The organism is Streptomyces sp. NPDC001222, from assembly GCF_042896945.1.
Taxonomy (GTDB): domain Bacteria; phylum Actinomycetota; class Actinomycetes; order Streptomycetales; family Streptomycetaceae; genus Streptomyces; species Streptomyces gibsoniae.
The window spans coordinates 128,595-142,846 of sequence record NZ_JBIAXT010000020.1 but is presented as its reverse complement, the minus strand read 5'-3'; the positions used below and the strand labels follow the sequence as shown (position 1 = coordinate 142,846).

Annotated in this window: 12 protein-coding genes and 1 pseudogene; 5 read left to right on the top strand and 8 right to left on the bottom strand. The window is 70.7% G+C overall.

Annotated features, from left to right (window positions below):
• Window positions 1–128 precede the first annotated feature (128 nt).
• On the bottom strand, window positions 129–653 hold the full coding sequence (locus ACFY2Z_RS25495) for a hypothetical protein (RefSeq protein WP_390746416.1): 525 nt from the start codon (window positions 651–653) through the stop codon (window positions 129–131).
• Window positions 654–1,067: 414 nt separating this feature from the next.
• Here ACFY2Z_RS25495 and ACFY2Z_RS25490 point away from each other — a divergent pair, with 414 nt between their 5' ends.
• Window positions 1,068–2,273 (top strand): NAD(P)/FAD-dependent oxidoreductase, encoded by a 1,206-nt coding sequence (locus ACFY2Z_RS25490; RefSeq protein WP_390746415.1) that lies wholly within the window; start codon window positions 1,068–1,070, stop codon window positions 2,271–2,273.
• Window positions 2,274–2,302: 29 nt separating this feature from the next.
• Window positions 2,303–3,184: an RNA polymerase sigma-70 factor gene (locus ACFY2Z_RS25485; protein WP_390746436.1), complete on the top strand. Its 882-nt coding sequence runs from the start codon at window positions 2,303–2,305 to the stop codon at window positions 3,182–3,184.
• 82 nt (window positions 3,185–3,266) lie between these two features.
• On the opposite strand, the gene ACFY2Z_RS25480 is transcribed toward ACFY2Z_RS25485, so the two are convergent.
• The 3 genes and pseudogenes from ACFY2Z_RS25480 to ACFY2Z_RS25470 form a co-directional block, all read right to left on the bottom strand.
• On the bottom strand, window positions 3,267–4,670 hold the full coding sequence (locus ACFY2Z_RS25480; RefSeq protein WP_390746414.1) for an amino acid permease: 1,404 nt from the start codon (window positions 4,668–4,670) through the stop codon (window positions 3,267–3,269).
• Window positions 4,671–5,249: 579 nt separating this feature from the next.
• Window positions 5,250–5,523 (bottom strand): annotated as a pseudogene (locus tag ACFY2Z_RS25475) (FAD-dependent oxidoreductase); the annotation flags it as partial.
• Window positions 5,524–5,696: 173 nt separating this feature from the next.
• Window positions 5,697–6,302 carry a TetR/AcrR family transcriptional regulator gene (locus ACFY2Z_RS25470; protein WP_390746413.1) on the bottom strand — a complete coding sequence of 202 codons (606 nt, stop codon included), beginning with the start codon at window positions 6,300–6,302 and terminating at the stop codon, window positions 5,697–5,699.
• Window positions 6,303–6,461: 159 nt separating this feature from the next.
• Between ACFY2Z_RS25470 and ACFY2Z_RS25465 the strand changes: the two genes are divergently transcribed.
• The 3 genes from ACFY2Z_RS25465 (at window position 6,462) to ACFY2Z_RS25455 (ending at window position 9,822) form a co-directional block, all read left to right on the top strand.
• Entirely contained in the window at window positions 6,462–7,613 is a 1,152-nt protein-coding gene (locus ACFY2Z_RS25465; RefSeq protein ID WP_390746412.1) for an FAD-dependent oxidoreductase, read from the top strand.
• A 315-nt stretch (window positions 7,614–7,928) separates the two neighbouring features.
• The gene (locus ACFY2Z_RS25460; RefSeq protein WP_390746411.1) at window positions 7,929–8,318 is read left to right on the top strand and encodes a hypothetical protein; all 390 of its coding nucleotides are present in this window, start codon (window positions 7,929–7,931) and stop codon (window positions 8,316–8,318) included.
• 52 nt (window positions 8,319–8,370) lie between these two features.
• Window positions 8,371–9,822 (top strand): WGR domain-containing protein, encoded by a 1,452-nt coding sequence (locus ACFY2Z_RS25455; RefSeq protein ID WP_390746410.1) that lies wholly within the window; start codon window positions 8,371–8,373, stop codon window positions 9,820–9,822.
• 177 nt (window positions 9,823–9,999) lie between these two features.
• Here the strand turns inward: ACFY2Z_RS25455 and ACFY2Z_RS25450 are convergent, their stop codons facing one another.
• From ACFY2Z_RS25450 to ACFY2Z_RS25435, 4 genes are all read right to left on the bottom strand, one after another.
• Complete coding sequence (locus tag ACFY2Z_RS25450) at window positions 10,000–10,692, bottom strand: alpha/beta fold hydrolase (protein WP_390746409.1); 693 nt, start codon at window positions 10,690–10,692, stop codon at window positions 10,000–10,002.
• Window positions 10,693–10,738: 46 nt separating this feature from the next.
• Entirely contained in the window at window positions 10,739–11,644 is a 906-nt protein-coding gene (locus ACFY2Z_RS25445) for an alpha/beta fold hydrolase (protein ID WP_390746408.1), read from the bottom strand.
• A 161-nt stretch (window positions 11,645–11,805) separates the two neighbouring features.
• Window positions 11,806–12,744, bottom strand: coding sequence for an RNA polymerase sigma factor (locus ACFY2Z_RS25440; RefSeq protein WP_390746407.1), 939 nt, complete (start codon window positions 12,742–12,744; stop codon window positions 11,806–11,808).
• 104 nt (window positions 12,745–12,848) lie between these two features.
• A complete protein-coding gene (locus tag ACFY2Z_RS25435) occupies window positions 12,849–14,219 on the bottom strand; it encodes a carotenoid oxygenase family protein (RefSeq protein WP_390746406.1) in 1,371 nt (456 codons plus the stop codon).
• Window positions 14,220–14,252 lie beyond the last annotated feature (33 nt).

The following is a 14,252-nucleotide window of genomic DNA, read 5'->3' as shown; positions in this document are numbered from 1 at the left end:
GTCCGGGACCCGAGCAGCGCGCCGGCGGACTCAGGGGTCCGCCGGCCGGAGTGCCAGAGGTCCAGACCGCGGTGGGTGCCCGGTCGCAGGCCGAATTCAGGTCAGCCCACCACGGAAGCGGACGGCCGTCAGGAGCAGAGCACCCGCGTCTCGGGCGTGTAGACCGGGCCGTCGTTGGTTTTGGAGCTGTCGCTGAACTCGGCGTAGTAGTAGGAGTAGAAGCCGATGTTGCCGTTGCAGCCGGAGTCGGCGGCGACCTTGAGCGTCAGCGTGACAGTGCGGCTCTGGCCGGGCGGGATGGTGGCGCCGTAGTTGCCGCCGAGGTTGGCCGGACCGGTGCCGGAACAGGGGGTGCTGCCGGCCGCCGTGGTCAGGTTGCAGCCGGTGAAGCTGTACTTCAGGTCGGGGCGCTGGGTGGTCAGCCAGGTCGGGTCGATCGTCTGGTAGACGAACCAGATGTCGTAGGTCTTGTTGTTGGTGATCGTCATCGACAGGTTCACCGTGCCCCCGGGGGTGGTGGTGCTGCTGTCCGGGGCGAACGTCAGCGCCGCCGGTGCGGGGTCCGCGCTCGCGCTGGGGGCGAGGCCGAAGACGGCGAGGACGAAGGCAAGGGCGGCGGCGAGACCCAGGCGTCTCTTCAGAGGTGATCGCATGGCCCGGGAGGCTAGGGACGCGGCGAGCGCACCGTCTGCCCCTCCGGCGGAGCCCGTGGGGCCCGTCGGCCGGAAGTGCGCCTCATGTGAAGACCCTGTGGCGAAGGTGTGACGGCGCCCCACTCGTCGTGTACACGCAGGCGCGAGCGGTGCGGCGGGGCGGTCCGGCGGGCGGGCGGTCGCGGATGCAACGGCGGTGCGGCCGCGCGCTATTGGCGCATACGAGACCTGCGGGCCCCACGGCACGCCGGATGACTCCGGGCGTACAGAGGGATGTTCTCAGCCATCCGCGCATATCCGGCCCCATCGTGAGTCTGTGTCGACAGTGGCGCGCGTCACATCGCCCTCATGTCACAGATGGACGGGCAGCTCCCATCTCCTGGCCGTCAGCAGCGGTTGGAGGAAGGCGGAGGAATGAACACACGACACCCGACCGGCGCCGCGACCACGCACCATGTGGTGATCCTGGGCGCGGGATACGCGGGCCTGTCCGCGGCCGTCCAGCTAGCGGCCCGGGTCACGGGGCGTGAGGACGTGCGGGTGACCCTGGTCGATGCACAGGAGCGGTTCACCGAACGGCTTCGGCTCCACATGGCGGCGACGGGGCAGCAGCTCGCCGAGCTGAACATCCCGGAACTGCTGGAGGGCACCGGGGCGCAGTTCGTACGCGGCTGGGTGACGGCGGTGGACGCGGAGGCGAAGACCGTACGGATCGACGACGAGCGCGAACTGCCCTACGACACCCTGGTGTACGGGTTGGGCGGCGTGGCCGACACCGCGGCCCTGCCGGGCGCCGAGGAGCATGCGCACACCCTGAACTCGACCGGGGACGCGAAGGTGCTGGCCGACCGGCTGGCCCGGCTCGGCAGCGGCACGGTCGTGGTCGGCGGCAGCGGACTGACCGGCGTCGAGGCCGCCGCTGAGATCGCCGAGCAGCACCCCGAGCTGAACGTCGTGCTGCTCGGCCGGCAGGATCCCGGTGCGTCCATGAACCCGAAGGCCGGGGCGTATCTGCGGTCGGCGCTCCAGCGCCTCGGGGTGGAAGTGCGCGCCGGGGTCGAGGCGGTCAAGGTGCTGCCCGACGGGGTCGAGCTGGCCGACGGCGAGCACGTGGCAGTCGACGCGGTCCTCTGGACGAGCGGTACGCGGGTGTCGCCGCTCGCGGCCGCCGCCGGGCTGGCCGTCGACGAGCGCGGCCGCATCGTCACCGACGTCACGCTGCGGTCGGTGTCGCACCCCGAGGTGTACGCCGTGGGCGACGCGGCCGCGATCCGCCAGCGCTACGGCGTCATGCACGGCACCTGCCAGAGCGGTATGCCCAGCGGAGTGCATGCCGCGCTCGCGATCCTCCGTGCGCTGGAAGGCAAGCGGCCCAGGCCGTTCCGCTTCGGTTACTACCACACGCCGGTGAGCCTGGGCCGGCACGATGCGGTCGTGCAGTTCACCCGGCCCGACGACACCCCTCGACGGTTCTGCCTGACCGGCCGTATGGCCGCGCGCTACAAGGAGACGGTGACGGCTTCCCCTTGGCCTGCATGGGTCCGTATGAAGAAGATGCCTTCCTCAGGCGCGTTCTGGCCTCGCGGCGGACGCTTCACCCGGATCCCGGAGGCTCAGTGACCGGCCCGTCCCCGAACGTCGACCGGCAGGTGTTCACCCGCCATCGCAATCTGCTGTTCTCGGTGGCCTACCGCATCCTCGGCAGCGCGGCGGACGCCGAGGACGCGGTCCAGGACGCCTGGCTCAAGTGGTCGGCCGCCGACCGCTCGCAGGTGGCCGAACCCGAGGCCTATCTGACGCGGATCGTGTCGAACCTGGCGCTGGAACGGCTGCGTTCGGCCCGGCATCAGCGCGAGACCTATGTGGGGCCCTGGCTGCCGGAGCCCATCCTCACCGGCGGGGATGTCGCCGAGGTCGCCACCGTGACGGAGTCGGTGTCGATGGCGATGCTGGTGGTGCTGGAGACACTGAGCCCGCTCGAACGCGCGGTGTTCGTGCTGAAGGAGGTCTTCGACTTCAGCCATGGGGAGATCGCGGAGGCGGTGGGGCGTTCCGAAGCCGCGGTGCGGCAGGCCGTGCACCGCGCCCGTGAACATGTGCGGGCCCGGCGGCCGCGCTTCACCGCCGACCGGTCGCGGCAGCGCGAGGTCACCGAGCGGTTCTTCGCCGCCGCGACCGGTGGCGACGTCAACGCCCTGATGGAGCTGCTGTCCCCGGACGTCACCCTGTGGACCGACGGCGGCGGCAAGGTGCGCCAGGCCTTGCGCCCGGTGGTGGGCGCGTCCGCGGTGGCCGCCTGGTTCGCGGCCATCGGCACCGTCACCTACCAGGGCGTCGAGCCCGCCGACATGAACGCCGAACTCGTTCAGATCAACGGGGGACCGGGCATCGTGTTCAGCGGACCCGATCATGTGATCGCCACCGTCACCTTCGATTTCGACGCCGACGGCCGTATCACCGCGATTCACAATGTGGCCAACCCGGACAAGCTCCAAGCCGTCGCCGACGGCACCGTTCACGACATCGCGTAACAGCGAACGCGGTGAACGGTGCCGACCGGGACGGTGGAGTGCGGCCCGGCCCGCTCCGGCCTGATCAGGCGGTCGTCGCCGATCAGGCCGACTTCGGCCGGCGGGCCGCCATGACCGCGTAGACGATGATCCCCGCGAAAAGGAACAGAACCCCCTGGTACACCGCCGCGTATCCGGCGCCCGCGACGAGCCACAGGGTGAAGGCGGCCGCGATCGCCGCGACCACGGCGTCCCGCACCAGCCGCGCCCGGTCGACCTGCTCGTGCCGGCCGGAGACGAGATGGAAGAGCTGTGCGGCGGTGGCCAGCAGATACGGCACGGTCGCGGTGAAGGTGGTGACGAGGACCAGGGTCTCGAAGACCTTGCCCCCGCCCGAGGTGTAGGTGGAGATGGTGAGCAGGGAGGCCAGTACGACGGTGACGGCGACGCCGACCGTGGGCACACCTCGCCGCCGGCGCGCGAAGGCGGCGGGGAACAGCCCGTCCTGCGCGGCGGCGTACGGCGTCTGGGCGCTCAGCAGGGTCCAGCCGTTGAGGCAGCCGGTCATCGACACGAGCGCGGCGAGCGCGACGGCCCAGCCGCCCCACGAGCCGCCGAACATCGCGTTCACGGCGTCCGAGAAGGGCGCGGTGGAGTGGACCAGGCGGTCGTGCGCGACGGTGCCGAACACGGACAGCGTGCCCAGCAGATAGACCAGTGCCGCGCCCGTGGTGCCGATGACGGTGGCGCGCCCGACATTGCGCCGGGCGTTCTTGACCTCGCCCGCGCTGACGGCGGCGGACTCCACACCGAGATAGGAGAAGAGCAGGACCGCGGCGGCGGCGGACACCGCTCCGACCGCGCTGCCACCGCTCGCCTGGAACGGACCGAGGTTGTGCGGGTCGAAGAAGAACAGCCCGCCGACCGCGACCAGCAGCAGTGGCACGAACTTCAGTACGGTGGAGACCAGTTGGACCGCGCCGACGTAGCGAGTGCCCGCGAAGTTGGCGAGCGCGGGCAGCCACTGCAGGGCGAGCGCGGCCAGACACGCGCTCCAGCGGTGGTGGTTGACCGGGATCAGCACGTCGAGGTAGCCGACGGCGGCGACGGCGAGCGCCGCGTTCGACACCCAGGTGGTGATCCAGTACGCCCAGGCGGCGAGGAAGCCGGCGAAGTCACCGAAGGCCTCGCGGGCGTAGACGTAGGGCCCGCCGGTGCGCGGGTCGCGCTCGGCGAGCCGCCCGAAGACCAGGGCGAGGGCGATGGCGCCGACGGTCAGGACGCCGAAGGCGATCAGGCTGACCGTGCCGTACGGGGCGACGGAGGCCGGGAGCAGGAAGATCCCGCCGCCGATGATATTGCCCATGACCAGGGCGGTGGCGACGGGCAGCCCGAAGCGCCGGGCATGTCTGCCGGTGTCGCCGGTGGGGTCCTCGGCGCGGGAGGGAGCCGCGGGGGTCTCTCGCGGGGCCGGAGCCGACTTCGGGGCGGTTCCGGTGTCGTGCATAGGGTGGTGCCGCCTCTCTCGAACAGGTGCCCGGGATCGCCGGGCCGGGGCCCATGGTCCGGCATGAGATGACATCGCTCCAAATCACACGCTTTTGTCCTGTAGGTCGCCTCGACAGCCGTAAAAGGTACGCTTTCGCGGGCTCTGGGCCGGGAATCGTCCAGCGGCTGCGTGCCTCCGAGGTGCCGACCGCCGGCACGTCGAACCTCGGCACACCGTCCGCGGCGGCGACGGGTCCGCGATCCCTGGCAGCAGCGACCTTCACGGTCACCGCGACGGCGACGGCCGACCTGGGCACGAGCTCGATCGCCGGTACCCTGAGCGCCCAGTTGGGCACCCACTGGGTGAAGGGCCCGGGCCCGCTCGTCTCCGAGACTGCTGAAGCGGGACGTGCCCGGCCGTCGCTGCGACATTCCGGCGCCGGGCAGCGGGGGTGATGCCGTCGGTGTGATGCGGGTGCCCGGCCGGATCGAACCGGTCCGAGTGGCGGGGGCGGCTACGGATGCGGCTTCCGGTTGACACGCCCGTGCCGGAGTGGGTGTGGTTCACCCGGTCTGCCCTTGGTCGGTGAAGACCGGCGAGGCTGTGCGGGGCGTGGTCGTCGAGGAACGGCCTGTGGAGGCGGGAAGCGTCGACGGCAGCGGCGGCATGGCGCGGGAACCGAGCCTCCTCGTACGCGGTGAGCGCGGCCTCGATGTCGGCCGGGTGTGCCGCGAGGGCGTTGCCGAGTTCGGCGCCGTCGTACATGGCGAGATTGGCTCCGTCGCCCGACGGGGGGCATCAGGTGGGCGGCGTCGCCGAGCGGCGTCACGCCGGGCAGGCGGTCCCAGCGGTGTTCTGCCGGCGAGGTGTTGACGGCGCGCGGAACCTGGTCCACACGGGACGGCACGGTGTCGCCCACACCTTCGATTCTGGCCGTCGGAATGGAAGTCGAGCTTCGGGTTGGCCCGTGACGGTCTGTCGAGCGGAGGCTGTTCTGTTCGATTCAGCGAGGAACTTCGCGGGGCCGTTTGGCCATTCCGTGCCTCAGGCTCCGGGACTGACGTCGTTCCAACCTCGTTCGAGGAGGTCGAAGGCGCGGGCAACCCTTTCATGGCTGTCGGCGCGTCCGTGGGCGGTGCGGGGCGCTTCCAGGACGAAGTGGGCCAGCGCCGCACAGTGCGGATCGTCGACGGGGGCTCCGGTCTCCTCGGCGATGGCGTGCGCGAGCGCGGTTTCGTGGCGCAGCCACATGCGCTGGGCGTAGTCACGCAAGGCCGGGGTGCTCTCCACGAGTTCGGTAAAGGCGGCGAAGTCCGCGTCGGTGTCCCCGGCGCCGACCCGGTGGCGCAGTGCGTGTTCGCGCAGGGCCGCGAGGACGGACTGGCCCTGAGGCCTCTCGCGCACGGCGGCCAGCAGCCGGGCTTCCTGGTCGGCGTCCTCGTCGAAGACGAGCGCCTCCTTCACGGGGAAGTGCTTGAACAAGGTGGTGGTGGACACGTCTGCCGCATCGGCGATGTCGCGGATGCCGACCTGGTCGTAGCCGCGTTCAAGGAAGAGGCGCAGCGCGGCATCGGCCAGGGTCTGCCGGGTGGCGGCCTTCTTGCGCTCGCGGCGCCCCATCGGCGCATTTTGCGCAGTCGTCTCGCTCATGCCTCAACCCTACCCTCTTTGGTTGGACAACTCCAAAAGTTGTCTCGTTGCACTTTTGGATTGAGTGTGCTCTTCTGGAATGGCCGGCCGCCCGGCACTGCCCGGGCCGCGGCGATCCCCTTCTCCTGCCTGCCGAACCCCCTTGAACGGAGCACCACCATGAGCACCTCCACCGTGTCCCGCATCGCGATCATCGGTGCCGGCCCCGGCGGCCTGACCTGCGCCCGCGTCCTCCAGCAGTACGGCATCACCGTCACCGTCCACGACCAGGACGCCTCCCGCACCGCCCGCAGCCAGGGCGGCACCCTCGACATGCACCCCGACTCCGGCCAGGACGCCCTGCGCGAAGCCGGACTACTGGAAGACTTCCTGGCACTGGCCCGCCCAGAGGGCCGACAGATGCGCCTGGTCGGCCGCGACGCACGCGTGCTGTTCGACGCCGTCCCACCCGAGGCCGACACCGCAGACGGCAACCCGGAAATCGACCGCGGCCAGCTCCGCGATCTCCTGCTGGACTCCCTCGAACCCGGCACCGTGCGCTGGAGCCACAAGCTCACCCGCGCCGAACCCGTCAGCGGCGGTGTCCACCGGCTGCACTTCGCCGACGGCACCACCACCGAGGCCGACCTCGTCATCGGAGCCGACGGCGCCTGGTCGAGAGTCCGCCGCCTGCTCTCCGACGCAACGCCCGTCTACACCGGCGTCACCTTCGTCGAGGCCGGTCTCGACAATGCCGACACCCGCCACTGCGAACTCGCCTCCCTCACCGGCGACGGCACCATGATGGCCGTCGACGACAACCAGGGCTTCATCGTCCAGCGCAACAGCCACCAGCACATCCGCGTCTACATCGGCATGCGCACGGACGAGAACTGGCACCAGAAATCCGGACTCGACCTGGCCGACACCGCCGCCGTACGCGCAGCGCTACTCAAGGAGTTCACCGGCTGGAGCCGCGACCTGCTCGGCTTCATCACCGACACCGACACCGGATACGTCAACCGGCCGCTGTATGCCCTGCCCGTCCCCCACACCTGGCAGCACACCCCCGGCCTCACCCTGCTGGGCGACGCCGCCCATCTCATGTCGCCGTTCTCCGGCATGGGCGCCAATCTCGCCATGCTCGACGGTGCCGACCTCGCCCGCGCCCTGATCAGCGGCACCGGCGTCGACGACGCCGTCCTCGCCTATGAGAACCTTCTGCTGCCCCGCTCCAGGGAAGCAGCCGAAGGCGCGGCCGAGGGGATCGCCGGCGCCTTCGCGCCCGACAGTGCCGCCCAGGCCCTCGCCCACATGACCCGAAACCACTGACAGCAGGGGCGGAACCGAGCAGTCGGCCGACACGCCGAGCCGGTGTCGTCAGGCACTTGTACCGCCCTGGGGTCGTTCGACACCACTCCCGCCCGGTCCTTGTGATCCTCTCAGGCCGGCAAGGGTGCGGCACCGGATACCTGGTGCTTCAGCGTACGAGTGGCCCACTGTCGGCCGGGTCCTCACCGGCGATCACCCGCCCTTCGGCGTCGTAGGCGGACTCATGGCTCTCGTGCAACTCGTCGGTGCGCCGCGCAGCCAGCGCCGCCGTTCCTGGGTGCCGGCGGCGGCATCGACAACAACAGCTCGCTCACCGTGCGTGACTCCGACGTGTTCGGCAACTCCGGAGAGAACGGCGGCGGCATCTTCAACTACCTGGCCGGCCAAACGGCCACGGTGACCCGCTCCGCGGTGCACTACAACACCGCGAGAGTGACCGGCGGGGGCGGCATCGTCAACACCCAGGGCCAGGTCACGGTCGCCGACTCCGCGGTGTACGGCAACAGCGCCCCCTCGGGCGGCGGCATTTGGAACGGAGGAACGCCGACGGTGACCCGCTCCGCGGTGGTGCACAACACCGCGACGGGCGGCACCGGCCACGGAGGCGGCATCTACGAAGCCGGCGGCACCGTGACCCTGGACCGGTCGGAGCGGGATCCGGCCGTCCGACGGCGCCGATTGTCAGTGGCTCGTCCTACGGTTTGATCACTCGGACCTGCCGGAGAGGCCGTGGGTCCGTCCTGGGGAGGGGTCTGCCATGTCTACCGGTTCCACGGTGTCGACGACGTATCTGGAGCTGTCGCAGGAGGGTGACGGCGCGCACAAGTTCTACGAAGTGACCGTCGACGGCCAGGTGGTGACGGTGCGGTACGGACGGATCGGTGCCGGGGGACAGACACAGACGACGACGTTCGCGACGGCGGAGAAGGCGCGGAGCGCAGCCGCGAAGAAGGTCGGGGAGAAGGTCCGCAAAGGGTATGCCCCCGCTGTTCCCGGACAGCGCGCCCCGCGGTCGGTGACCCGGCGTCAGGTGGCCTCGGCCCCCTCCACCGCCCGCGCGGTCGCTCCCGTGGTGTGGCGGTTCCGCACCGGTTCCTCGGCGTTCGGCATCCATGTCGACGACGAGCGCTGCTGGGTCGGCAACCAGGCGGGCGACGTCTACACCCTGGACCACGAGGGTGGCCTCCTCGCCCGGTTCAGCCTGCCGGACGGCGTGAAGTGCCTGGTCGCCGACGACTTCTGGATCTACGCGGGCTGCGACGACGGCAGGGTCTACGACCTGTCCTCGAAGCTGCCGTTCGCGGCGTACGACATCGCCGCGGACGTCGACATCTTCTGGCTGGACATCCACGAGGGCATCCTGAACGTCTCGGACCGCGCCGGCCGGCTCACCGTCATCGACCACGAGGACGAACACCAGTGGGCCCGCCGCAGCCAGGGCGAGCACGCCTGGATGGTCCGCGCCGACGACCGTGCCGTCTACCACGGACACCACCGGGGCGTCACCGCCTACGCGCCCGACGGCGGCGGCGAGTTGTGGCACACGCCAACCCGGGGCGGCGTCCTGTTCGGCTGGCAGGAGGACGACACCGTGTACGCGGGAACCACACACCACGTGGTCCAGCGGCTGTCCAAGGCGACGGGCGTGATCGAGGCCACCTACACCTGCGACAGTTCGGTGTACTCGTGCGCCACCTCGCCCGGCGGGCGGTTCGTCTTCGCCGGTGACGCGGCGTCGTCCGTCTACTGCTTCGACCAGGACGGCACACGCCTGTGGAAGCTCGGCACCGGCGACGGTTCGGCGCTGTCGATGCAGTACCGCGACGAGCGGCTGTACCTGGTGACCACGGCAGGCTCGCTGGTGTGTGTGGACGCGAGCGAGGCGGCCATCGCCGCGGCGCAGCAGGGCACGGTGCCGGTGGCGCGGGACATCAAGCTCGCCGCCGCCCTGCCGACCTACGCGCCTGCCACGGCCGTGGGCGCGGTGGCCACCGTCGCCCACGCCCCCACCGGGGCGGTCGTCGTCGAGTGCGTCCAGGAGAGCGGGCGCATGCGCGTGCACGTGGTCTCCGAGGGCTATGACGCGTCCTGGAACGTCCAGTTCCCGCGTGCGATACGGGAGCCCGGGGCCCGCTATGTCGTGGACGCCCTGCACGCGGCGGCCGGCGGCTTCTACCGCGTCCGCGGTGACATCCGGCGGCTGCTGTGAGCGGGGCGGCCACCGATGGTTCAGCTGATGACCGCGGCCGCGGATCGCCGCGCAGACCTCCTGAGCGTCGTCGGCACCGCAGACCGCCGCCGGACAGCGGTCGGCGCCCCCGGCGTCCGCCGACCGGCCGTGGTGGCTCGATCGGCGGGCTCCGCCGGGTTCGGTCCTGCGCTGCGGTCAGTGACGCGCCGCCTGCTTGATCAGGTCAGCGACGGCGTCGGGATGCGAGACGTACACGGAGTGACTGCCGGGCACTTCGACCGTCCGGGCTCCCATCCGCTCGGCCATCGTGCGCTGGGCCGGCGGCGGGATCATACGGTCGTCGCGGGCCACGAGGTACCAGGCCGGCTTCGTCTGCCAGGCCGGCTGGGACACTGCGCCGTTGAGGGCGTCCAGCCCCCACGGGACCTGCGAGTCGGCCATGAACTCGGCCTGGGCACGCGGCAGATCACCGGCGAATGAGGCGGCGAACTTGTCGCGGTCCAGGAACAGGAAGCCCTGGTTCGGCGGGAGGATCGGGGGGACCGGGGCTCCCGGCGGCGGGTCGGCGATCAGGGTGCTCACCGACTCGCCCTTGTCCGGGGCGAACGCGGCGATGTACACCAGCGACGTCACCTTCTCGTGGTTGCCCGCCTCGGTGATCACTGCCCCGCCGTAGGAGTGGCCGACCAGGGTCACCGGACCCGGCAGTCCGTCGATCACCTGTCGGGTGGCGGCCACGTCGCCTTCCAGCGAGAGCGTGGGGTTCTGCACGACGGCCACGCTGTAGCCGTCGGCCTTGAGGGCGCCGTGGACACCCTGCCAGCCGGAGCCGTCCACGAAACCTCCGTGGACGAGCACGACACTCCCGTGCGATGTGTGGTCGTTCATGATTCCTCCAGGGTTCTCCGGGCCCGAATGTGCGGCCCTTGGGTGTTCAGACAGCGGAACCGTGCCCCGCGGTCACGAATGCGGCGACCTCAGCGGCGAACCGCTCGGGCTCCTCCAGGTGGCCGAAGTGTCCGCTGTGCTCCAGAACCAGCAGCTGCGAGGCGGGGATCAGCCGATGCAGTTCCTCGGCCCACCGCACTCCGCAGACGACGTCGTGGCGACCGGCCACGACCAGCGCGGACACGGTCAGCGTGCCGAGCAGATCGCGGTCGTCCACCAGGTCGGGTGTGCCGTGCTCGTCCAGCCCCGAGATGTAGCTCGCCCGCAGGGACTCCCGCAGCGGCGCCCATCGCCGTGGATCACCCCAGTAGCCGGCGACGTAGGCGGGCAGTACGCCCCTGGCGGCCGTCATCATGGCCTCGTCGTCGGCGATTGCCGGGATCGACGCGAACGTCTCCAGCACAGCCGGCAGTTCCGGATGGCCGGCGTGCCGCGCGGCGAACTCCTCCACCGAGCACATCACTTCGGCGGCGTGCTCGGCCCCGGTGACCGGCGCGCTGTCGTACAGCACGATCCCCGCGACCTGGTCGGGACGGTGCAGCGCGTGGTACTGCGCGACGAACCCCCCGTGCGAATGGCCGAGAAGATGCACATGGGGGACGGCGAGGCGGTCGATCACCGCGGAAAGACACCGGCTGTAGAGGGCTCTGGTGTAACCGTGGGGATGGCCGGCCAGCCGACCTGAGCCGCCGGTGCCGAGCGGCTCCACGTACACCATGGTCAGGTGATGCTCCAGCGCCGGTGCGCGCAGATAGTCCCAGGCGATTCCGGGGCCGCCGGGGTGCGCCACGCACACCGGCCCGGTGCCGTGCACGTGATAGCGCAGGACGGTGCCCGCCACCTCGACGGTGTGGACGCCCTGCGCCAGAGGCGCGGTGACAGGTGGGGCCATCAAAGCTCCCGATCTCGAAGGTGGTCCGATGAACACCGACAAGATGCGCGAGTGAAGCGAAAGTTCGATCGCGCAGATGTGACGTGCGTCACGCGATTCTCGCGGGGGGTGGCCACCGCCTCAGGTGACGCGAGCCCCTCTGCGGACCGTGCGAGCGACGCTCACCCCGGCGGCTCGGGAAAGATCACCCGGAGCGTTCGCACTCGTCCGTTCCGCCGGAACATGAGCCAGGCGAGTGTCGGCGGGCAGGGGTGGGCGGCCCCCGGGGGATTGATGACGTCCATCTCCCAGAGGGTCATGTCGCGGCTGGCCACCACATGACGCAGATGCTGGCGTACCCCGGCCTCCCGGTTCCGCCGCATGGCCGGGAAGGGATGGGTGCGTTCTCCGGGCGGGCTGAGCGTGCCCAGCAGTCGGGTCTCGGCCGGCCACAACTCGGCTATCTCCCGGGGCAGGGTGCCACGCGCGGCACCCTCCAAAGTCGCCACGGCCTCATGCCTGCTCTCCTCGGTGAGAGCGGCGGCGTCGTCGTGCGCTTGGGTGGCGGTCGACAACAGTGCCCGTGCCATCTTCCCCCTGGCCTGGTTGAGCCGGCTTCGTACCGTGCCGACCGGCACCTCGCAGACGGCGGCGATCTCCCGGTAGGAGGTGATGCCGCTGAAGTGCCGCAGCATCAGCACCAGCCGCAGCTGCGGAGGCAGTTCCTCCACCGCGTACCAGATCCAGTCGTGCATCGCATGCCGCTCGACGAGCTGCTCGGGGTGGGAGGGCTCATGGTCGCGGAGGTGCAGATGATCAAGCCCGTCCAGTCCGGGTGTCTCCCGGGTGGCGCGCAGGCGCATACGGGCGGCGTTGCGCACGATCGCCCGCAGCCACGCTCCCACGGCCGCGGGATCCCGTACGTCGCCGATGCGCCGCAACGCGGTCAACGCGGCATCCTGCACCGCGTCCTCCGCGTCGGGGCCGTAGCCGAGCAGGCTCAGCGCCACCGCGCGCATCGACGCCTGATGGCGAGCCAGCAGCAGCCCGAGAGCTCCGGTCTCGCCGGCCTGGGCCCTGCGGGTGAGTTCCTCGTCCGTGGGCGGCTTGTGGGGTGCCATCTCTGAAGGCCTCCGTGGCGACGTGTCACGAACCATGCGTTGCTGCTGGGAGTTGGAGCCGCCCGTCTCCCACCGGGCGATGCGCGCAGGATAGGCCGCGCGCATCAGGCCGCGGGCCCGGGTTCCGGAAGCCAGCTTCCGTGGAAACCGGACGGGACGGGGTAGGGCAGTTCCACCACCGCTTGGACGGAGAGTTCCGCGGCGTCGAGGACGAGCAGTTCCCCGGCCTCACCATCGTCGTTGGAGATGAGCGAAAGAAGCCAGCCCTCGTCCTCGCCCTTGCCGTCCGCCGCCGGTACGAAGACCGCCTCACCGGCATGGCGCGCGCCGGGCGTCTCGTAGAGGTGACTGGTGCGGCACGTGAGGTCGTGTTTGACGATGCCGTCACCGGAGACGGTGTACAGATAGCGGTTCGGGCGACCGGTGCGGGTCTCGTTGTGCGTGGGAAACTCGGCGTCGCGGTCGTCCAGCGGGGACTCGGTGACGCGGCCGGTGACCGGGTCGAGGGTCCAGCGGTGCAGGACGGCGTGGGACTGGGGGTGACCTGGTTCCGGTACACCGGCCGGACCGCCGGGCCCTGTGGATCCGCCGAGGTCCGACCAGGCGTTCCGAAAGCCGGCGTGGTCGTAGCGCACCGCGTCCAGCACGATACGGCCCTGCGCGTCCTCGTAGGCGTTGCCGACGTGGAAGACGTAGCAGGGATCGACCTCGTACCACCGCACGTCGGTGCTGCCCGCCGTGCGGGACATGAGCCCGAGCCGGGCGCCGTAAGCCTCGTCCCATCGGTAGGGCATGCCGCCGCGCCCGGCCAGGGCGGGGTCGAAGACGACGGGCAGGTCCATCCAGACGATGTGGTGTTCGGTGATGGCGAAGTCGTGCATCATCGTCGGGCCCGGCACGTCGATCGGGCGGCTGTCGAGCAGCAGCCCCTCGGCGGTGACCCGGTGGTAGGTGAGGTAGGGCGGGGCGAACCCGGCTCCGAACAGGTGCAGTTCGCCCGTGGCCGGGTCCTCCTTGGGATGGGCGGTCATCGCGGTCTTCAGCCGTCCCGCGAAGTCGTACGGCCCGACGGTCTCCAGCGACGGAGTGACCCAGTGGGGGAGGCCCACCTCGCACAGGGCCAGCACGACGCCGGCGTGGCGGATCACATGGGTGTTGGCGGGTGTCGCGGTCAGGTCGATGGTGAAGTCCCGGCGGACGAACGGATGTCCTTCCAACTCCCGTGTGCGCACCCACCGGTTGCGGTACCACGCGGCGCGTCCGCGCCCCAGCCGGATGCCGTGGAGCATGCCGGAACCCGTGAACCAGTGTCCCTTGTCCTCGCCGGGCAGGGGGTTGGGACCGTTGCGCAGATAGCGGCCGTCCAGATCGGGCGGCAGCGACCCCCGCACGGTGAGATCGGCCGCGCTGTGCTCCTCGGGGACCGGGGCGAAGCGACCCCGGAGGTAGAGGGGAAGAGTGGTCTCGTCGGACATACTGCCTTCCTTGTTCAGCCCCCTGCGGATCCG